This window comes from Streptomyces sp. NPDC030820 (genome assembly GCF_055572075.1).
This window is the reverse complement of record NZ_JBVIEB010000002.1, coordinates 764,597-784,660: the sequence shown is the minus strand read 5'-3', so window position 1 is coordinate 784,660 and position 20,064 is coordinate 764,597. Positions and strand designations below refer to the sequence as shown.

Here is a 20,064-nt window from a genome sequence, read left to right as displayed (position 1 = left end):
ACGGGTACTGCTCGGGGACTACTCGGGGGTTTCGTCCAGCGCGTGGCCGACCAGGGACAGCAGTGTCTCGATGACCGAGATCCGACGCCGCGCGTCCATGATCATGACAGGGATGTGCGCGGGTATCGTCAGCGCCTCCCGTACGTCCTCCGGCTCGAACAGCTCGCTGTCGTCGAAGTGGTTGACCGCGACGACGTACGGCAGTCCGCAGCTCTCGAAGTAGTCCAGCGCCGGGAAGCAGTCCTTCAGCCGACGGGTGTCGGCCATGACGACCGCGCCGATCGCGCCGCGCACGAGGTCGTCCCACATGAACCAGAACCGCTGCTGGCCCGGCGTGCCGAACAGGTAGAGCACCAGGTCGTCGTCGAGCGTGATGCGGCCGAAGTCCATGGCCACGGTGGTGGTGAGCTTGCCCGGCGTGGCGGTGAGGTCGTCGGTCTCCTCGCTCGCCTCGGTCATCAGCGCCTCGGTCTGCAGGGGCGTGATCTCCGAGACGGCGGTGACCAGGGTGGTCTTGCCGACACCGAAGCCTCCCGCCACGACTATCTTCGTGGCGATGGGGGCCCGGCTGCGGTCCGTCTGCCAGGACTTCAGATCCTCGTCGGGCTCGGCGAATCCGGCGACGAGGGGAGTGCCTCCGACGACGGAGGCGGCGGCGTCAGAGACGACGGAGTCCACTCAGCACCCTTTCCAGCAGAGCGCGGTCCGGACGGCCGGTGCCGTGACCGGTTCCGGTGCCGTACACACGGATCTTTCCCTGGTCCGCGAGGTCGCTCAGGAGCACCCGGACCACGCCGAGCGGCATACTCAGCAGCGCGGCTATCTCGGCCACCGTACGCATCCGGCGGCACAGTTCGACGATGGCCCGCATCTCCGGCATCACCCGGGTGGTGAGGGAGCCGTTCGTCAGTTCCTTGCGCTCCTCGGGGGCCTCCAGCGCCGCCACGAACGTCTCCACGAGGAGGACATGGCCGAAGCGGGTACGGCCGCCGGTGAGCGAGTAGGGGCGGACGCGGGCGGGTTTGCGTTCGCCGCCGCGCACGGGGAGTTTCTTCGGGGTGCCGCTCATCGGGCGCTCCCCGCCGACTCGGCCTCCAGGGACTTGCGCAGCTCGCTGCGGAGTTCCGGGGTGAGCACGTGGCCGGCACGGCCGACGAACAGCGCCATGTGGTACGCGACCACGCTCATGTCGCACTCGGCGCTGCCGTGCACGCCGAGCAGCGAGCCGTCGCTGATCGACATGACGAACAGGCTGCCTTCCTCCATCGCGATCATCGTGTGCTTGACGCCGCCGAGGTCCATCAGCTTCGCGGCGCCGACGGTGAGGCTGCCGATGCCGGAGACGATGGTGGCCAGGTCGGCGGACGAGCCGCGGGGGCCCTTCGCCGGGCGGGTCTGACGGGACTGCTCGGTGTGGCCGGGGTCGGACGAGAGGAGCAGCAGGCCGTCGGAGGAGACCACGGCGACCGACTCGATGCCGGGGACTTCCTCCACCAGGTTGGTCAGCAGCCAGTGCAGGTTGCGGGCTTCACTGCTCAGTCCGTAGGTACTGGAGGTACTGGGCGCGGTCAACTGCTTGCCTCCTCGGCTGTGCCCCCCGTGGCTGTTTCGGTACGTGATGCGATCTCTGCCTCCACGTCGCGGTAGCCGGCCTGGGCGCCCTGGCGGAACCCGCCGAGTCTCCTGCGGAGGGCTTCGGCGTCCACAGAGCGGGTCCGCTGGCGCGGGGCCTGGGTCGGTACGGTGATCTTGGGTGTGCGCTTGGGGAGGCCCTTGGCGGTGATCGCCTCGGCTTCGCCTTCGGCGGCTTCGTTCCCACCCGCACCACCCGTGCGGCTTTCGTCGTCGGGTGCGGGTGGCCCCTGTGGGACGCGTCCACCGTCGGCGGCCGGCGGGGCCGTGGGCAGTGCCTGCGGCGCGTCCGGGCGGTCGGCCGTGGGCTCCTGCGTCAGGTCCGGGAGCAGCAGCTCCATCGTCGACTCTGCGAAGGTCTCCGCCGGTGCCTTCGGACGGGTCTCGGTGTCCTGGGTGCCCGGCGTGGCCTGTTCATGGACCGCGTGGTCCCCCGGGCGGAACACCGCGTCCCGGGCCGACTGCTCGCCCCGAACACCGAAGCCATCCGGCGCCGGGTCCCCGGCCGACCCGCCGAAGGCGTCCCGCGCCGCGACCTCGGCCGAGTCACCGAAGGCATCCCGCGCCGCATCCCCGGCCGACCCGCCAAAGGCATCCCGGGCAGCATCCCCGGCCGACCCACCGAAAGCGCCCCGCACCGAGTCACCGGACGACCCGCCGAAGGCGTCCCGCGCCGCGACCTCGGCCGAGTCACCGAAGGCATCTCGCGCCGCATCCCCGGCCGACCCACCAAAGGCATCCCGGGCAGCATCCCCGGCCGAGCCACCAAGCACCCCGCGCGAGTCGTCGGCCGACCCACCGAAAGCACCCCGCACCAAGTCACCGGACGACCCGCCGAAGGCGTCCCGCGCCGCGACCTCGGCCGAGTCACCGAAGGCATCCGGCGTCGGGTCCGCGGCCGCCCCGCCGAAAGCGTCCCGCACCAAGTCACCGGACGACCCGGCGAAGGCGTCCCGTACCGCATCCCCGGCCGAGTCACCGAAGGCATCCCGCGCCGCATCCCCGGCCGAGCCGTCGAAGGCGTCCTGTGCCGCGGTCTCGGCCGTGTCGGTGGAGGCGTCGGCGTTCTGCCTCTCGGTCAGATCGCCGTAGGCAGTCGCGGTTTCGGACGTGGGTGCCGTTGGCTCTGCTGGAGGGGCCGGCTGGGTGGGGACGGTGTCGGCCTTCGGCTGGGCGTCGGAGGCGTGTGCCACCGCTCGTTCTGCCAGCGCGACCAGGGGGTCGGTGCCCTTGGTGCGGCCGTGGAGGACGTTGGAGTTGGCCTCGGCGTCGGCGCCGGGGAGGGAGAAGGTGCCCGTGGTACTCGCGGACGAGGTCTGCGGGGGCAGGGCGGTGGGCGGGGCCTCACTGAGCAGGGTGGCCGGGAGGACGACCACCGCGGCGATGCCGCCCTGCTTCTGCTCCCGCAGTTGCACTCGGACACCGTGGCGATGAGCGAGGCGGGCGACGACGTACAGGCCGAGGCCGAGGCCGGCGCCGCCCTGGTTGTCGTAGTGGCTCTCGGGGTCGAAGTCGCTCAGGCGCGCGTTGAGCAGGTCCAGGCGGTCGGCCGCCATGCCGATGCCCCCGTCCTGGACGGAGAGCATCACCTCACCGCTCTCCAGCAGCCAGCCGGAGAGCTCGACGGGCAGGTCCGGCGGGGAGAACGACGTGGCGTTCTCCATCAGCTCGGCCAGCAGGTGGGAGAGGTCGTCCGCCGCGAAGCCAGCCACGTGCGCGTGCGGGGGCAGCGCCGCGATCCGGACCCGCTCGTAGCGCTCGATCTCGCTGACGCCCGCCCGGACCACGTCGACCAGCGGCACCGGGCCGTGGTGCTGCTGGACGTGCTCGGCACCGGCCAGGACCAGGAGGTTCTCGCTGTGGCGGCGCATCACCGTGGCGAAGTGGTCCAGCTTGAACAGCGTGGCGAGGCGGTCGGGGTCCTGTTCGCGTTCCTCAAGGCCCTCGATGACCGCGAGCTGGCGTTCGACCAGGCCGAGGGTGCGCAGGGCCAGGTTGACGAACGTGCCGCCGATGCTGGTGCGCAGCCGCTCCAGCTGGGCGGCGGACTCGGCGAGTTCGGCGCGGAGTTCCTCGCGGGCGTCGGCCATCTTCTGGCGCTGGCCGACCAGGTGCTTGCGGTCCGTCTCCAGGGTGGCCACGCGCTCGTGCAGGGCCGCCGCATGCCCGTGCAGGGCGTTGACCGAGCGGACGACCTCGGCGAACTCGTCGTTGCGGCCGGTGAAGGCGATCGGCTCCTGGGTCGCCGGGTCCTCGGACTGGGCCAGCCGGGCCGAGCCGCGGCGCAGCACCGACAGGGGTCGGGTCAGGGTGCGGGCCATGGCCGTGGCGAGGCCGACCGCGACCAGCATGAGCGCACCGAGCACGGCGATGCGGATCTCCAGCGCCGTGACGTCGTCGTCGCGGAGTTTCGCCAGGTCCTTGGTGCGGTGGTCGTAGAGGGCCGACTCCGCGCCGCGCATCTCGTCGACGCGGGCGGACAGGGCCGCGTCCAGCTTCTTGGTGCTGGTGGTCAGCTCGCTGTCGGCCAGCGTCGGCTGGTCGGTGAGCGTGGCGAGGTACTTCTCCGCCGAGTTGACCTCGGAGCCGGTGACGGTGGAGTCGTAGGAGTCGACGGCCGCCTTGGGGGCGGTCGCGCGGAAGTCGGCGAGAGCGGCGTCGGCGCGCAGCCGTGCCTGCTGGGCGGCGGCGGTCAGCTGGTCGCGCTGTTTCCGGTCGGCCTCGGAGGTGGTGGAGGTCGTGGTGGGCAGGCCGGTGACGGGGCTGATCACCGTCCGGGTGGAGGTCGGCACGTTCAGCGCGGCGAGCAGCAGGCCACGGGCGGCGGCGGACTGCTGGACGGCGGTGTCCAGCTCGGCGAGCGCATGGGCGCCGGAGCCGGCCCGCGGGGGCGTCCGGTCGGCCAGCTGCTCGGCGAGGCGGTGCAGTTCGGCGATGGCCGCCGAGTACGCCTGGTGGGCCTGGAGGGCCGTGGTCTTGCCGGTGAGGGCGGCCCGGCGGACGGCGGCGATGCCGTCGAGGTCGCCGCGGAGGCTCGCCGGGGTGTCGTCCTCGGCGCGCAGGTCCTGGACCTGGCGGTCGACGCGGGCGCTGCGGTCCTCGGAGGGTGCCTTGGACTCGGGGCGGCCCGCGGCGATGTAGGAGGTGACGTCGTCGCGCTCGTCGGCGAGGGAGTTCGCGAGGGCGAGGGCGTCCTGGGTACGGCCGGCCAGCGTCACCAGGTCCTGGGAGTCGCTGACGTCCTGGGAGGCGGTGAGCAGGGAGGGCGCGCCGGCTCCCGCGACGGCGGCGGCCACCACGGCGACGGCGACGATCAGCCGGGTGCGCACATGGGTGGGGCGGCCGGTGCCCACGGGGGTCTGCGGTTCGGTCCCTGTGGGGGCCGTCTGCCTGCCTGTGCGCCGAGGCCGCTTCATCTGCACCGGTGCTCGCATTCCTGAACTCGACTAGCCAAGGACCCGGGTGGCACTCCGTCATCTCGGTGCCAGGTGGTGCGTTCACCCGGTTCGTACGGTTCCCGACCCTCCCAGTGCCGGTGGGCAGTGGTCGCGCATCACCTGACCCGCCACCCGAAGGAGTGAACATCGGAGGGGAGTTGGCGGGCAAGTTCCTCCGGCGTGTGCGAAGCCCTTGCGCGGCATGCCGGTTGGACGAGCGGGGCAGGGTTTGGCAGTATTCGCCACCACGCCTTGGCGGAGTGGCTGATTCCATCCCAAACCAGGCGGCTGACCTGCAGGGTCGTGCCAATTCTGGGGCGGTTGCCAGCCTTTGGTGCATCCTGTGAAGGCCTCGTGCAGACTGGCTGAATGCGAACTGATCTCGTTTCGGAACCCGGCGACGCGAACCGACCCAACGAGGACTTCGCCGCTGTCGGACTACCCGCTTCCGGACAGGGTGGTTGTGTGATCGTCCTGGATGGAGTGACTCCGCCACGGGGTGAGACGGGGTGTCTTCATTCCGTCCCCTGGTTCACCGCGCGGCTCGGCGGCGCGCTGACCGAACTGACCGTTTCAGGCGGAGATCTGACGCTGCCGGAGATTCTGTCGCGGGCGATCAGCCGCACCGCGGAGGCCCACGCGCAAACCTGTGAGCTTTCTCACCCGCGTACCCCCCAGGCGACCGTCGCCCTGGCCCGCTGGTCCGCCGAGACCGTCGAGTGCCTGGTGCTGTCCGACTCCGCGCTGCTGCTGCAGGGCGCCGACGGGACGGTCACCCCGGTCCTGGACGACCGGCTGGCCCGGCTCCCGCGGTCCGCGCTCGCCACGGAGGCCCTGGTGGACGCCACCCTGCGCAACAAGGAGGGCGGCTTCTTCACGGCCGCCGCCGATCCCTCGGTGGCCGCCCGCGCGGTCGTCGGCGCGGTGCCCCGGGGCGAGGTCCGCGCCCTGGCCGCGCTGACGGACGGCGCGACCCGCTGGACGGAGAAGTTCCACGAGGGCGACTGGCAGGCCCTGTTCGAGACGGTAGCGAAGCAGGGCGCCCGGTCTCTGGTGGACCGAGTGCGGGAACTGGAGACGGCGGACCGCGAGCAGCGGGCATTCCTGGGCCGGAGCAAGACACACGACGACGCGACGGTGGTGTACACGGAGCTGTGACCGCCCGCCGACTCCGCCCGGCTCCCACCCGGCCACTTCTGCCCCGGTCCCCCGTCCGACCCCGTCCGCCCACCCCCTCCGGTGCGCCCTACCTCTCCATAACCCCGTTCAACTGATGTAGAAGCCGGGCCAGTTCGGCGACCTCGCGGCGGTCCCAGTGGGCGAGTTGCCGGACGTAGCGGGCGCGGCGGGCCTCGCGGACCTTGCCGACGCGGCCGCGGCCCTCCTCGGTCAGGGTGACGAGCCAGGCGCGGCCGTCGGCGGGGTCGGGTTCGCGGGCGATCAGGCCCAGCTCCTCCAGGGCACGCAGCTGGCGGGACATGGTGGCCTTGCCGACGCCGATGTAGCCGGCGAGCTCCGTGGCCCGCTGGCCGCCGCACTCGTCCAGCCGGATGAGCAGGCCGTACGCGGAGGACTCCAGGTCGGGATGGACCTCGCGGGCCATCTCGCCCTGGTTGGCCCGGGCCCGCCTGAGCAGCACGGTCAACTCCCGTTCCAGTGCCAGGAACTCCTGGTCTGCACCACTGGGCGTCATCTCCTGGGCGCCGCGATGTGCGTCGCCGTTTCCGTCCTCGTGCACGTCAGCACCCCTGCTCGGTTTCGCGGACCTGAAAGTTTCTGCCAAAAAATCGTCGTTGCCGCAGCTCTGTAAGTATTTCGCAGGGCTAGACCAACGGCGGCGCCCGGACCCCCTTCCCCGCCTTCATCTACGTGCGTAGCTTCTTTACCAGGCAATCAATGGCATGCCCACGCCAGTGCGGCATCCGGTACACGGTCACAGCCACGCTCCCCCCACCCCACTCTCCGGAGGCACGTCATGCCCGTGCTCAGACCCGGCTCCGACCGCTCCGCCCGCTCGCTCCGCCCGCGCCCCCTCGCCGTCCTGGTCACGGCCCTGCTCGCGGCACTCTCCCTCACCCTCCCCCTCACCTCCGCCCACGCCGCGACCAGACCCACCCGCGGCTCCGCCTACATGGGCATGGGTGTCCTCGCGCACGACGGCCGGACCGGCACCCCCGCCCCCGCCGCCGTCGCCCAGACCGAGGGCGTGGACGTCTCCGGCTACCAGGGCAACGTCGCCTGGTCGACCCTGTGGAACAGCGGGGTGCGCTGGGCGTACACCAAGGCGACGGAAGGCACGTACTACACGAACCCGTACTTCGCCCAGCAGTACAACGGCTCGTACAACATCGGCATGATCCGCGGCGCCTACCACTTCGCGACCCCGGACACCACCAGCGGCGCCACCCAGGCGAGCTACTTCGTCAGCCACGGCGGCGGCTGGTCCCGGGACGGCAAGACCCTGCCCGGCGCGCTCGACATCGAGTGGAACCCGTACGGCGCCGCCTGCTACGGCAAGACCGCGAGCCAGATGGTCAGCTGGATCGCCGACTTCCTGAACACCTACAAGTCCCTGACCGGCCGGGACGCCGTGATCTACACGGCGACCAGCTGGTGGACCCAGTGCACCGGCAACTACGGCGGCTTCGCGGTGAACAACCCGCTATGGATCGCCCGCTACGCCTCGGACCCGGGGACGCTGCCGGCCGGCTGGTCGTACTACACGATGTGGCAGTACACCTCCTCCGGCCCGACCGTCGGCGACCACGACAAGTTCAACGGGGCGCTCGACCGGGTGCAGGCCCTGGCCAACGGCTGAGCCCTCACAGCCCCAGGGAGATCGCGATCCGCGTCAGCTCGGCCATGCTCGTGCGGCCGAGCTTGGCGCGGATGCGGCGCATATAGGTGTCCACGGTGTGCCGGGACACGCCCATGGCGCGGGCCGTCTGGAGATAGGTACGGCCCGCGGCGATATGTCGGAGCGTCTCCCGTTCGCGGTCGGTCAGCGGCCGGGCCGTAACGCCAGTCATCGAGTCCTCCTTGTTGTCACCCCCCAGCAGGATGGGTAATGCCGGAATAAGGGCATTTGTCTCCTTCACGCCGGGCAACCCCCGACCGGTTGCGGACGGCCGCGGATTTCTTGCCGCGGCCCTGCGTTGGTGCTCCGCGCCGCCCGGGATCATGCTGGTCAGGAGAGCCTGCCGAGCAAGGGCGAGATGAGCGGCGATGGAGCGACAGTCGACGTACACGGCCACGGCCACCATCGATGAGCAGGGCATCCTCACCGCGTGGAGCGAAGGCGCACAGCGGCTCCTGGGCTACGACTCACCGGCCGTCGTCGGACGGCCCGCCGCCGCGCTCCTCGCCACCGACGGCTCGGCGGCCCGGCGGATCGTGGCCGGCCGGGACCGCTGGAACGGCACCGTGCCGCTGCGGCACCGCGACGGCCGGCTGCTGGAACTGGGCGTGCTCGCACACCGCCGGACCTCGGAAGCCGGCGTCACCGACTGGCTCGTGGTGAGCGCCGTGACGGCCCGTGCGCAGCCGCCCCGGGGCGAACCGCTGGAGGAGTGGACGTTCCTGCAGTCCCCCTTCCCGCTGGCGATCTTCGACGCCGAGCTGCGGCTGGTGCGCGCCAACCGGCGCATGGAGCACGCCCTCGCCCTGCCCGAGGCCGCGATGCGCGGACTGCGGCTGCCGCACATCGTGCCCGGCGCCGCGAGCGAGGAGGCAGACCGGTCGATGCGGCTCGCGCTGGAGACCGGCCGGCCGCAGGAGGCCGGGGCCCGGCTCGGCGCGGAACTGGGCCGCAGTACCGTGCTCACCCCGCTGAAGGACGCCGACGGCCGGGTGCGCGCCGTCTGCCTGTCCACCCAGACGCCCGCCCAGGACTCCGCCGCCCGGCAACGCCCGCCGGCCGACAGCGGCTCGCGTGTCGGCATGGCCGCCGACCAGGCCCGCGCCGCGCAGGAGCTCGGCGAGGTCACCGTCCCCCGGCTCGCCGACGTCATGGCGGTCGACCTGCTCGACTCCCCCCGCGAGGCGGGCGAGGAACCCGCCCCGCAGCCCGGTCCGGTCGTCCTGCGCCGCGCCGCGCTGCGCGCCATGCCCGACGGCGTCGGACCGGCCTACGGCAGCGGCGTCGGCGAGGCGGTCGTCTGCCCGCCGGACTCGCCTCCGGTCCGGTGTCTGACGGCCGGCCGGCCCCTGCTGTACGACACGGCGGACCCGCTCGTCGCCGAGTGGGCGGCGGTGGACCCGGGTGCGGCATGGCTGCGCGCCTCCGGGGCGCGCTCGCTGCTGGCGGTGCCGCTACTCGCCCAGGGCAGCACGCTCGGGGTGGCGCTGTTCGGCCGGCGGCCCGGCCGCGAGCCGTTCGGCCCGGAGGATCTGCGGCTGGCCCAGGAGTTCACGGACAAGGCGGCCACGGGCATCCGGCAGGCCCGCTCGCAGACACGCAGCCGCACCACCACCATGGCCCTCCAGCAGAGCCTGCTCCCGCACACGCTGCCCGACCAGGCGGCCCTGGAGATCGCCACCCGCTATCTGCCCGCCGCGACCCGGGCCGGGGTGGGCGGCGACTGGTTCGACGTGATCCCGCTGTCCGGGGCGCGGGTGGCGCTGGTCGTGGGCGACGTGGTGGGCCACGGGATCCGCGCCTCGGCCACCATGGGCCGGCTGCGCACCGCCGTGCGCACCCTGGCCGACGTCGATCTGCCGGCCGACGAACTCCTCACCCACCTCGATGACCTGGTGCTGCGGCTGGCCGCCGACGAGGGCAGCACGGACCCGACCGCCGAGACCGCCGGCGGCATCGGCACCACCTGTCTGTACGCGGTCTACGACCCGGTCTCCCGCCGGTGCACCCTGGCCCGGGCCGGCCATCCGCCGCCCGCCGTGGTCACGCCGGACGGCACCGTGCGCTTCCTCGACGTGCCCGCGGGCCCACCGCTCGGGCTCGGCGGGCTGCCGTTCGAGTCCACCGAGACCGAACTGCCCGAGGGCAGCCTGCTCGCCCTGTACACCGACGGGCTGTTCGAGGCCCGCGAGCACGACATCGACGAGGCGCTGGACAAGATGTTCGCCGCGCTCGTCCAGCCCGCGCGGTCACTGGACGCGGTCTGCGACCACGTGCTCACCGAGCTGCTGACCCATCGCCCCGACGACGACATCGCCCTGCTCGTCGCCCGCACCCGGGTCCTGCACGAGGACCGGGTCGCCGCCTGGGAGCTGGAGAGCGACCCCGAGGACGTCGCCCAGGCCCGCCACCTGGCCTGCGCCCAGCTGTCCGCCTGGGGCCTGGACGAGGTCTCCTTCACCACCGAGCTGATGGTCAGCGAGCTGGTCACCAACGCCATCCGCTACGGCCGCCCGCCCATCCAGCTCCGGCTGATCCACCAGGACGCGACCCTGATCTGCGAGGTGTACGACTCCAGCGGCACCACCCCGCACATGCGGCGCGCCCGCATCTTCGACGAGGGCGGCCGGGGCCTGCTGCTGGTCGCCCAGCTCGCCGAACGCTGGGGCACCCGGCACGACCGGGTCGGCAAGACGGTGTGGGCGGAGCAGTCGGTCTCCGAGGCCCCCGGCTGAGTCAGCCGTCGCCACCGTCGCCACCGCGGCCGCCCTGACCGCTGGTCTCGCAGCCGACGCCGAGGCAGATCCCGCCGTTCCCGCCCCGCCCGCCGTCTCCGCCGTCGCCCCCGCCCACCGCGTCGCCGCCGCTCCCGCCGTTGCCGCCGTTGACGCTGCCCGAGCAGACGCCGACGCAGATCCCGCCGTCGCCGCCCTTGCCGCCGCTCCGGCCGGGTGCGCCGGCGGTGCCGTCGCCGCCGTTGGCGCTGCCGTTGCAGAGCCCGGCGCAGATGCCGCCGCCCGAGCCGTTGGTGCCGTTGACGGTGCCGTTGCAGTTGCCCGCGCAGATCGAGTCGCCGATGCGGACGTTGTCGTTGCCCACCTGGACGTCCAGGCTGGACGAGCTGCTGCCGGATCCGCTGCCGACGGGGCCGGTGTCGGCCATCGCGGCCGGGGCCATCGCGCCCCCGGCGATCACCACGGTCGAGACCGCGAGACCGATACCGAATTTCCAGGAGTGGCTGCGCATGGGATTTTCCTTTCTCCGAACTTCAGTCCGTCTGCAGAAATGCGAGCCAGTCGCCGTTCAGGAGCTGCCGCTCCCATTTGCTGATTTCTTTCTCCGGGATCTTGTACTTCTTGGCCGCGTCGGCCTGGGTCACCCGGCCGGTCAGCACGGCCAGCGCGATCCGCGCCTTGTCCACCTGCGACAGATCCGACTTCGGCTTGTCGGGCAGGTCGTGGAGGTCGAACGCGGAGCAGCCCGGCTTGCCCGGCTCACCCGGCTTGCCGGGCGCGCCGCCCTTGCCGCCCTCGCCGCCCTCTCCGCCCTCTCCGCAGTGCGAGTGAGCCGGCGCGGCCGCGTAGCCGCTGGGTACCGGGGCCGTATGAGTGGCCGCCTGGGCGGCGCATGCGGTGGCGGTGACGAGAGCCACGGAGGCCGCCGCGAGGGTGAAGGGACGCCGCCAGGAGTTCATGGACATCAGGGTCTCCTTTTCCGATCAGGGGTGTGGTGGGGCGTTTCATGTGCGGGCGCTGTGGCCCGGTCGGGGGTGGAGGCCCGGGCGGCCTCCACCCCGTTGACGGTCGGAGGAGACGGTCAGAAGAGGCTGGAGCCACCGGGCCCGCCGGACCCACCGGCGCCGCCGAACAGGCCGCCGAAGCCGCCCTTGCCGCCCGCCCCGCCGGCGCCGCCCTGGAAGATGCTGTCGCCGCCCTTGCCGCCGTTGCCGCCCTGGCCGCCGATGAGGGTGCCGTCGCCCCCGCCACCGCCGCTGCCGGCGCCACCGCCGGAGAGGACGCCGAAGCCGCCGTCGCCGCCGTCGCCGCCCTTGCCGCCGACGACGCCGTCGCCGCCGCCACCGCCACCACCGCCGCCACCACCGGCCAGGACGCCGTCGCCGCCCTTGCCGCCCTGGCCACCGTCACCACCGGTGCCGAGGACGCTGCCGCCACCGGATCCACCGGCACCACCGCCGCCGCCGACCAGGCCGCCACCGCCGTCACCACCGGCACCACCGGCGCCGCCACCGTGGACGAAGGCCACGGTCGAGGTGGGCATCGGGGCCGCCATCGCGCTGGACACGGGCAGGAGGACACCACCCGTGACCAGCGCGGCGGAGGCGGCGAGGGTCGCGAAACGCAGACCTCGGCGCTTCGGACGGGCGTCGGCGTGGGTGTGAACGATACGAGTCATAAGCTTTCTCCCAATTACTGTGAGGATTTCCCGAGAGGGATTACCGGAGGATTTCCGTTTCCCTCGGACCGCCTCATTTCCGTTCCGGTGAGGCCGTGCTTCAAGTAGGCCCGAACGGGAAATCAGGGTCACGTTCCGAGGACTCGGGACTTGACGCACTCACAGGCGTCGGGTAAAGCCCGCGTAAGCGGCCACGATCAGATGCGGCACAGATCAGCCGAGGAACCGCCGGGCCCAGGCAGGTGGCTCCGGCGGCGGAACAAGGTCCACCAGGGTCGGGGTACGGCGGCGGGGCACACAGTCGGCGACGGCCGCCCGCAGGGCCGCGACGAACTCCAGGCAGGTGTCGTGACGGTCGTCCGGGGCCTTCGCGAGGGCCTTGTTCAGCACATCGTCGGCGGCCGGCGGGATGTCCGGCCGCTCCTTGCTGAGCAGGGGCGGCGGGTCGTACTGGTGGGCCCACAGCAGTTCCAGGTGGTCCTCCCGCCGGAAGGGCGGGGCGCCCGCGAGCATCTCGTGGACCACACAGGCCAGGCTGTACTGGTCGGCCCGGCCGTCCACCGGGCGCCCGGCGATCCGCTCGGGCGCCACGTAGTCGAGGGTGCCGACGAACTCGCCCGCGGTGGTGAAACCGGTGAGCGACAGCGACTTCTTCGCCAGCCCGAAGTCGGTGAGATAGACGTGCTCGGGGTGGTCGCTGTCGACGACCTTGGCGATCAGGACGTTGCCGGGTTTGACGTCCCGGTGCACCAGGTCGCGCGCGTGGGCCGCGTCCAGGGCGGAGGCCAGCTGGGCCGTGATGCGCAGCGCGACCGGCACCGCCAGCGGGCCCTCCCGGTCGATCAGGGCGCGCAGGTCCTGCCCGGAGACATAGCACATGGCGATGTAGAGCACCCCGTCGAACTCGCCGGCCTCGAAGACGGGGACGATGTTGGGGTGGTCGATGGCGGCGGCCACCCGGGACTCCTGGGCGAAGCGGCGGCGGAAGGCGTCGTTCCTGGTGTACTCGGGGGCGAGCAGCTTGAGGGCGACCGTCCGGCCGAGGCGCAGGTCCCTGGCGCGGTAGACGACGGCCATCCCACCGCGACCGAGCTCGCGCTCCACCTTGTAGCCCGCGATCTCGGCCCCGATCAGACCGGAGGGGGTCTTGGGGGGCCAACTCACGTCTGAATTCTATCGAGCTATCCCGATATGGGCGCAATGCGAAGATCCCCGCACGTCCCCTGTGATCCCCGGCGATCCCCCTACGCCCCCCTACCCCCCTACGCCCCCCTACCCCCCTACGCCCTCCCCTGCGAGCGCATGGCGAAGGCCCGGGCCTCCCTCACGGAACCCGGGCCTCGCCTTTCCCACGGCGTCCGTCACGCCGCCACGGGAACCTCCGGCGTCGCGCCGCTCGTCGCGGGCGCCAGCGCCAGTTCCAGGACCTGGCGGACATCGGTCACGGCGTGGACGTCCAGCTTGTCCAGCACCTCGGCCGGGACGTCGTCCAGGTCGGGCTCGTTGCGCTTGGGGATGATCACGGTGGTCACCCCGGCGCGCTGGGCGGCGAGCAGCTTCTGCTTGACGCCGCCGATGGGCAGCACCCGGCCGGTCAGCGAGACCTCGCCGGTCATCGCCACGTCCGTGCGGACCAGCCGCCCGGAGAGCAGCGACGCGAGCGCGGTCGTCATGGTGATGCCGGCGCTCGGGCCGTCCTTCGGCACCGCGCCCGCCGGGAAGTGGATGTGCACGCCCCGGTCCTTCAGGTCGCCGACGGGCAGCTCCAGTTCGGCGCCGTGGCTGCGCAGGAAGCTCAGCGCGATCTGCGCCGACTCCTTCATCACGTCACCGAGCTGACCGGTCAGGGTCAGGCCCGCCGCGCCCGTCTCCGGGTCGGCCAGGGACGCCTCCACGAAGAGCACGTCGCCGCCGGCGCCGGTGACCGCGAGACCGGTCGCCACGCCCGGGACGGACGTGCGGCGCTCGGCCGGGTCCTGGGCGGACTCGGGCACGTGGTGCGGCCGGCCGATCAGACCGCGCAGGTCCTCCTCCCGGACGGTGAAGGGCAGCTCCCGCTCGCCGAGTTCGTGCTGGGCCGCGACCTTGCGGAGCAGGCGTGCGATGGAGCGCTCCAGGGTGCGCACGCCCGCCTCACGGGTGTACTCGCCGGCCAGCTTGCGCAGGGCGCTCTCGTCCAGAGCGACCTCGTCCGTGCCGAGTCCGGCCCGCTCCAGCTGACGCGGAAGCAGGTGGTCGCGGGCGATGACGACCTTCTCGTCCTCGGTGTAGCCGTCCAGGCGGACGATCTCCATACGGTCGGCGAGCGCCTCCGGGATGGCCTCCAGGACATTGGCGGTGGCCAGGAAGACCACGTCCGACAGGTCGAGTTCGACCTCCAGGTAGTGGTCCCGGAAGGTGTGGTTCTGCGCCGGGTCCAGGACTTCGAGCAGGGCCGCGGCCGGGTCGCCGCGGAAGTCGGAGCCCACCTTGTCGATCTCGTCCAGCAGGACCACCGGGTTCATCGACCCGGCCTCCTTGATCGCCCGCACGATCCGGCCGGGCAGCGCGCCGACATAGGTACGGCGGTGGCCGCGGATCTCGGCCTCGTCGCGGACGCCGCCGAGGGCGACCCGGACGAACTTCCGCCCCATGGCGTGCGCGACCGACTCGCCGAGGCTGGTCTTGCCGACGCCGGGCGGGCCGACCAGGGCCAGTACCGCGCCGCCGCGCCGGCCGCCGATGACGCCCAGCCCGCGGTCGCTGCGGCGCTTGCGCACCGCGAGGTACTCGGTGATGCGCTCCTTCACGTCCTCCAGACCCGCGTGCTCGGCGTCCAGGATCGCCTTGGCGCCCAGGATGTCGTACGCGTCCTCGGTCCGTTCGTTCCAGGGCATCTCCAGGACCGTGTCCAGCCAGGTGCGGATCCAGGAGCCCTCCGGGGACTGGTCGCTGGACCGCTCCAGCTTGTCGACCTCCTTGAGCGCGGCCTCGCGGACCTTCTCCGGCAGGTCGGCGGCCTCGACCCGGGCGCGGTAGTCGTCGGACTCCTCGCCGTCCTGATCGCCGTTCAGCTCGCGCAGTTCCTTGCGGACGGCCTCCAGCTGACGGCGCAGCAGGAACTCGCGCTGCTGCTTGTCGACGCCCTCCTGAACGTCCTTGGCGATGGTCTCGGCCACGTCCTGCTCGGCGAGGTGGTCGCGGAGCTGCTGCGTGGCGAGCTTGAGCCGGGCCACCGGGTCGGCGGTCTCCAGCAGTTCCACCTTCTGTTCGGTGGTGAGGAACGGCGAGTAGCCGGAGTTGTCGGCGAGCGCGGAGACGTCGTCGATGGCCTGGACGCGGTCCACGACCTGCCAGGCGCCGCGCCTCTTCAGCCAGGTGGTGGCGAGCGCCTTGTACTCCTTGACGAGGTCCGCGACCTGACCCGGCAGCGGGTCCGGCACGCTCTCGTCGATGCGGGCGCCCTCGACCCACAGGGCCGCGCCGGGACCGGTGGTGCCGGCGCCGATGCGCACACGGCTGCGGCCGCGGATCAGAGCCCCCGGGTCACCGTCGGCCAGCCGGCCGACCTGCTCGACCGTGCCCAGCACACCGGTCTTCGCGTACGTGCCGTCGATGCGTGGCACCAGCAGCACCCTGGGCTTGCCCGGTTCCGACCGGGCGGCGGCCTGCGCGGCCTCCACCGCGGCCCGTACCTCGGCGTCGCTCAGGTCCAGCGGAACCACCATGCCGGGCAGCACGACCTCGTCGTCGAGCGGCAGCACGGGCAGGACGAGCGTGAACGCCGGTGACTCAGTAGCCATGATCTCCCCTTCGGCAGTCAAGTTGAGCTGTACCGACTCAACTGCTGGGAGTTGACTGGTGTTCCCCTTGCTTGTTCGCTGTGAGCGATCAAGTCGCTATCGGGGTGCTTCGGCCCACCGGCGCACAAAGGGCCAGCTCGCCACACCTATCGTCAGCGCGATCAGGTGGCCCCAGTTCGTCATCGGATCCTCGAAGGCGATCAGGTCGCCGAGGAGTTCGGCGGCCGTCACGGTGAGCAGGGGCCAGCGGAGCCAGGGGCGGAGGAGCCCCGTCAGGGAACCGATGCTGGCCGCGACGCCGAAGCTGATGCCGTAGTCGAGGCGGTGCAGCGAGGTGGGCGGGAGGTGGCCGAACAGGACGGCCAGGCCCACGGGGATCTCGGTGGCAAGCGTGGCCAGGACGTGCCCGGCGAGGAAGACGCAGGCCGCACGCGCACCGCCTATCCGCCGCTCCAGCGCGGTGAGCACCAGCACGAAGGCCAGCGCGTACGGCGAGAGGACACCGCCCGCGATCCACAGTGCGCTCGCCGGCAGCACCAGCCCCGGCGTGCGCACCAGATGGGCCACGTCGGTGCTGGAGTCCTGGTAGAGGGCGTGCACCACGGCGGGGTCGGCCAGGGCCGCAACCACGGAGGTGACCGCCAGGACGGCCGTGTAGGCGAAGGTGAACGGGGTGCCGGTGGGAGTGGGCAGCAGGCGCCACAGCCGCGGGAGCGGGAACGGAAGCCGCAGTGGTGCGGTCGGGCGCGGGTCGACGAAGGCGGGTCCGGGAGCGGGGGGCGTGGCGTGCCGCTGACGTGGCATGCCGTCCAGCAGGTCCGCGATCGCGGGGAGCGGGACGGCGGCGGTGCCGTCGGGGTGGGTCGCGCCCGACAGGGGCGGGGACGCGGCCGTCGCAGGGCCCGTCGCGGTCCGTTCCACGCTGTGGCACTCCTTCCGTCGCGCCCAACCCTTCGTGCTCCGGGGGCCGCTGTCTATGACCGACGCCACGCGAGAGCCGATTCACAGCAACCTCCTACGTTCCGGCCGCGTCCGCGCCCCGCACCGCGCGGGCGCACATCGACGCGACATCCCTAATTCCCGTGCAGGTCAAGGTGTGTTCAAGGAATATGGGGGCATGACTGCCGTGTACGACTCCCCCGTGGTCCTCGACCGGCGCGACGGTCCGTACGGCGAGGTGGTGCTGCGCCGGCACGGAGCGCTGTTGCAGATCATCGCCAACGGCTGCTTTCTGATGGACACCTCCGACGGCCGCTCGGAGCGGCTGCTGGTCGACGCCGCACAGCGGGCGCTGGACGGGCGGCCGGAGCCGAAAGTGCTGATCGGCGGGCTGGGGGTGGGATTCTCACTCGCACATGCGGCGGCGGACCCCGGATGGGGTCGGATCACCGTCGTCGAGCGGGAGCCCGCCGTCATCGACTGGCACCGGGACGGCCCGCTGGCGGAGGTCTCCGCCGCAGCGCTCGGCGACCCGCGCACCCAGATCGTGCAGGACGATCTCGTGGCGTTCGTCAATGAGACATCCGACACGTTCGACGCGCTCTGCCTGGACATCGACAACGGCCCCGGCTGGACCGTCACGGACGACAACCACACCCTCTACTCACCGGCCGGACTGGCCGCCTGCGCAAGGGTGTTGAACCCCGGCGGGGTGCTCGCGGTATGGTCCGCCGAACCCTCTCCGGAATTTGAAGGAAGCTTGCGGAATGCCGGGTTCCAGCAGGTGCGTACCGAAGAGGTGCCCGTTGCCCGGGGCGTTCCGGACGCCGTGCACCTCGCCCTCCGCCCTGGATAGCGACAGGATGGTGGATCCCCGTAATGTGCTGCCCTGACGCGGATCATTCAAGCGTCAATCGCAGACATGGGATCACCCCACGGGTTCCGGAAAGCAACAAGCAGGGGCGGGCGATGGAGCAGACACACACCTCCCAGAGCGGCGCGGCGACGACCACCCCGGGCGCACAGCGCCGGGTACTGGTCGTCGAGGACGATCCCACGATCGTCGACGCCATCGCGGCCCGGCTGCGCGCCGAGGGATTTGTCGTACAGACCGCGACGGACGGCCCGGCCGCCGTCGACACGGCCGAGGCCTGGCAGCCCGACCTGTTGATCCTCGACATCATGCTGCCGGGCTTCGACGGCCTGGAGGTCTGCCGGCGGGTGCAGGCACAGCGCCCGGTGCCGGTGCTGATGCTGACCGCGCGCGACGACGAGACGGACATGCTGGTCGGTCTCGGGGTCGGCGCGGACGACTACATGACCAAGCCGTTCTCGATGCGGGAGCTGGCCGCGCGGGTGCATGTGCTGCTGCGCCGGGTGGAGCGGGCGGCGCTGGCCGCGGCCACCCCGCGCTCCGGCATCCTGCGGCTCGGCGAACTGGAGATCGACCACGCACAGCGCCGGGTGCGGGTGAAGTCCGAGGACGTCCACCTCACGCCCACCGAGTTCGATCTGCTGGTGTGCCTGGCGAACACCCCGCGCGCGGTGCTCTCCCGGGAGCAGCTGCTGGCCGAGGTGTGGGACTGGGCCGACGCCTCCGGCACCCGCACCGTCGACAGCCACATCAAGGCGCTGCGCCGGAAGATCGGCGCCGAGCGGATCCGCACGGTGCACGGCGTCGGGTACGCACTGGAGACGCCGACTCCATGAGCGGTGACGGGCGGCAGGCCGCGCGGAGGAGCCCCGGGGAGGATCCCTGGGGCGGCGTACGCCCGTTCTCGATCAAGACCAAGCTGGGCGCGCTGGTCGTCATCGCGGTGCTGATCACCACCGGTCTGTCCATCGTCGCCGTGCACACCAAGACCGAACTGCGCTTCATCACGGTCTTCTCGATGATCGCCACCCTGCTCATCACGCAGTTCGTGGCGCACTCACTGACCATGCCGCTGGACGAGATGAACACGGTGGCGCGGTCGATCTCCGAGGGTGACTACACCCGCCGGGTGAGCGAGGGCCGCCGGGACGAGCTGGGCGACCTGGCCCGCACGATCAACGTCATGGCGGACGAGCTGGAGGCCCAGGACCGCCAGCGCAAAGAGCTGGTCGCGAATGTCTCCCATGAGCTGCGCACCCCCATCGCGGGCCTGCGCGCGGTGCTGGAGAACATCGTCGACGGGGTCACCGAGGCCGACCCCGAGACCATGCGGACGGCCCTGAAGCAGACCGAGCGGCTGGGCCGGCTCGTGGAGACCCTGCTGGACCTGTCCCGGCTCGACAACGGCGTCGTACCGCTGAAGATGCGGCGCTTCGAGGTGTGGCCGTACCTCTCGGGCGTGCTGAAGGAGGCCAACATGGTGGCCTCGGCGCGCGCGGGCATCGCCTCCGGTTCCGGCAGCCACACGCGCAGCGACGTCCATCTGCACCTGGACGTCTCCCCGCCGGAGCTGACCGCGCACGCGGATCCCGAGCGCATCCACCAGGTCGTCGCCAACCTGATCGACAACGCCGTCAAGCACAGCCCGCCGCACGGCCGGGTGACGGTGCGGGCGCGGCGCGGGCCGCAGCCGGAGTCGCTGGAGCTGGAGGTCCTGGACGAGGGCCCCGGCATACCGCGGTCGGAGTGGCACCGGGTGTTCGAGCGGTTCAACCGGGGCGCGGTGAGCCGGCCGCACGGCCCGGGCAGCGACGGCGGCACCGGCCTCGGCCTGGCAATCGCCCGCTGGGCGGTGGATCTGCACGGCGGCCGGATCGGTGTGGCCGAATCCGAGCGGGGCTGCCGGATCATCGTCACTCTCCCGGGACTGTCCTCCGTCCCAAGTTGACGTAAAGTTCGAACCGGAGGCACAAGATCCACGAGTGTGCGCGGCCTTGCCGTGCAGCTGGACACGTGTGATCAGGAGCAGGCCCGCGCGACCGGTCGAACGAAGGCGCGCCGGGCCGGGGCCGGTGCATCCTCTCGCCTGCGGAACCACGCTTGTTTCCCGCCATATCAAGCCCTGAAACA

The 20,064-nt window shown here is 72.0% G+C and carries 18 protein-coding genes; 6 read left to right on the top strand and 12 right to left on the bottom strand.

The window, feature by feature from the left end:
* Nucleotides 1-18: 18 nt before the first annotated feature.
* Genes ACZ418_RS08245 through ACZ418_RS08230 form a run of 4 tightly spaced genes read right to left on the bottom strand, consistent with a single transcriptional unit; the run spans nt 19 to nt 5,054 of the window.
* Complete coding sequence (locus ACZ418_RS08245; protein WP_468358700.1) at nt 19-678, bottom strand: GTP-binding protein; 660 nt, start codon at nt 676-678, stop codon at nt 19-21.
* Nucleotides 659-1,069, bottom strand: coding sequence for a DUF742 domain-containing protein (locus ACZ418_RS08240; protein ID WP_468358697.1), 411 nt, complete (start codon nt 1,067-1,069; stop codon nt 659-661). The genes ACZ418_RS08245 and ACZ418_RS08240 overlap by 20 nt, the downstream gene beginning before the upstream one ends.
* Nucleotides 1,066-1,572, bottom strand: a complete 507-nt coding sequence (locus tag ACZ418_RS08235) for a roadblock/LC7 domain-containing protein (RefSeq protein WP_468358694.1) — start codon at nt 1,570-1,572, stop codon at nt 1,066-1,068. Before ACZ418_RS08235 ends, ACZ418_RS08240 begins: the two co-directional genes overlap by 4 nt.
* Complete coding sequence (locus ACZ418_RS08230) at nt 1,569-5,054, bottom strand: sensor histidine kinase (protein WP_468358691.1); 3,486 nt, start codon at nt 5,052-5,054, stop codon at nt 1,569-1,571. Before ACZ418_RS08230 ends, ACZ418_RS08235 begins: the two co-directional genes overlap by 4 nt.
* A gap of 384 nt (nt 5,055-5,438) precedes the next feature.
* Here ACZ418_RS08230 and ACZ418_RS08225 point away from each other — a divergent pair, with 384 nt between their 5' ends.
* Entirely contained in the window at nt 5,439-6,227 is a 789-nt protein-coding gene (locus ACZ418_RS08225) for a protein phosphatase 2C domain-containing protein (RefSeq protein WP_468358688.1), read from the top strand.
* 88 nt (nt 6,228-6,315) lie between these two features.
* Here the strand turns inward: ACZ418_RS08225 and ACZ418_RS08220 are convergent, their stop codons facing one another.
* Nucleotides 6,316-6,807, bottom strand: a complete 492-nt coding sequence (locus ACZ418_RS08220; RefSeq protein ID WP_468358685.1) for a MarR family winged helix-turn-helix transcriptional regulator — start codon at nt 6,805-6,807, stop codon at nt 6,316-6,318.
* A gap of 237 nt (nt 6,808-7,044) precedes the next feature.
* Between ACZ418_RS08220 and ACZ418_RS08215 the strand changes: the two genes are divergently transcribed.
* Nucleotides 7,045-7,887, top strand: a complete 843-nt coding sequence (locus tag ACZ418_RS08215; RefSeq protein ID WP_468358682.1) for a lysozyme — start codon at nt 7,045-7,047, stop codon at nt 7,885-7,887.
* 4 nt (nt 7,888-7,891) lie between these two features.
* Here ACZ418_RS08215 and ACZ418_RS08210 read toward each other — a convergent pair whose 3' ends face one another.
* Complete coding sequence (locus tag ACZ418_RS08210; RefSeq protein ID WP_468358679.1) at nt 7,892-8,098, bottom strand: response regulator transcription factor; 207 nt, start codon at nt 8,096-8,098, stop codon at nt 7,892-7,894.
* 196 nt (nt 8,099-8,294) lie between these two features.
* On the opposite strand from ACZ418_RS08210, the gene ACZ418_RS08205 reads away from it, so the two are divergent.
* Complete coding sequence (locus ACZ418_RS08205; protein ID WP_468358675.1) at nt 8,295-10,661, top strand: SpoIIE family protein phosphatase; 2,367 nt, start codon at nt 8,295-8,297, stop codon at nt 10,659-10,661.
* Nucleotide 10,662: 1 nt separating this feature from the next.
* On the opposite strand, the gene ACZ418_RS08200 is transcribed toward ACZ418_RS08205, so the two are convergent.
* The 6 genes from ACZ418_RS08200 to ACZ418_RS08175 form a co-directional block, all read right to left on the bottom strand.
* Nucleotides 10,663-11,172: a hypothetical protein gene (locus ACZ418_RS08200; RefSeq protein WP_468358672.1), complete on the bottom strand. Its 510-nt coding sequence runs from the start codon at nt 11,170-11,172 to the stop codon at nt 10,663-10,665.
* A gap of 22 nt (nt 11,173-11,194) precedes the next feature.
* Complete coding sequence (locus ACZ418_RS08195) at nt 11,195-11,626, bottom strand: DUF1153 domain-containing protein (RefSeq protein ID WP_468358669.1); 432 nt, start codon at nt 11,624-11,626, stop codon at nt 11,195-11,197.
* Between the two features lie 116 nt (nt 11,627-11,742).
* Nucleotides 11,743-12,339, bottom strand: a complete 597-nt coding sequence (locus tag ACZ418_RS08190; protein ID WP_468358666.1) for a hypothetical protein — start codon at nt 12,337-12,339, stop codon at nt 11,743-11,745.
* A 213-nt stretch (nt 12,340-12,552) separates the two neighbouring features.
* Entirely contained in the window at nt 12,553-13,503 is a 951-nt protein-coding gene (locus ACZ418_RS08185; RefSeq protein WP_468358663.1) for a serine/threonine-protein kinase, read from the bottom strand.
* 197 nt (nt 13,504-13,700) lie between these two features.
* Entirely contained in the window at nt 13,701-16,121 is a 2,421-nt protein-coding gene (gene lon / locus ACZ418_RS08180; protein WP_468358660.1) for an endopeptidase La, read from the bottom strand.
* Between the two features lie 96 nt (nt 16,122-16,217).
* A complete protein-coding gene (locus ACZ418_RS08175) occupies nt 16,218-17,042 on the bottom strand; it encodes a rhomboid-like protein (protein WP_468358657.1) in 825 nt (274 codons plus the stop codon).
* 196 nt (nt 17,043-17,238) lie between these two features.
* On the opposite strand from ACZ418_RS08175, the gene ACZ418_RS08170 reads away from it, so the two are divergent.
* The 3 genes from ACZ418_RS08170 to ACZ418_RS08160 all read left to right on the top strand — a co-directional run bounded on the left by ACZ418_RS08170 (nt 17,239) and on the right by ACZ418_RS08160 (nt 19,882).
* Nucleotides 17,239-17,916, top strand: coding sequence for a spermine/spermidine synthase domain-containing protein (locus ACZ418_RS08170; protein WP_468358654.1), 678 nt, complete (start codon nt 17,239-17,241; stop codon nt 17,914-17,916).
* 113 nt (nt 17,917-18,029) lie between these two features.
* Nucleotides 18,030-18,770 (top strand): response regulator transcription factor, encoded by a 741-nt coding sequence (locus ACZ418_RS08165; protein WP_468358651.1) that lies wholly within the window; start codon nt 18,030-18,032, stop codon nt 18,768-18,770.
* Nucleotides 18,767-19,882 (top strand): sensor histidine kinase, encoded by a 1,116-nt coding sequence (locus ACZ418_RS08160; RefSeq protein ID WP_468358648.1) that lies wholly within the window; start codon nt 18,767-18,769, stop codon nt 19,880-19,882. Before ACZ418_RS08165 ends, ACZ418_RS08160 begins: the two co-directional genes overlap by 4 nt.
* Nucleotides 19,883-20,064 lie beyond the last annotated feature (182 nt).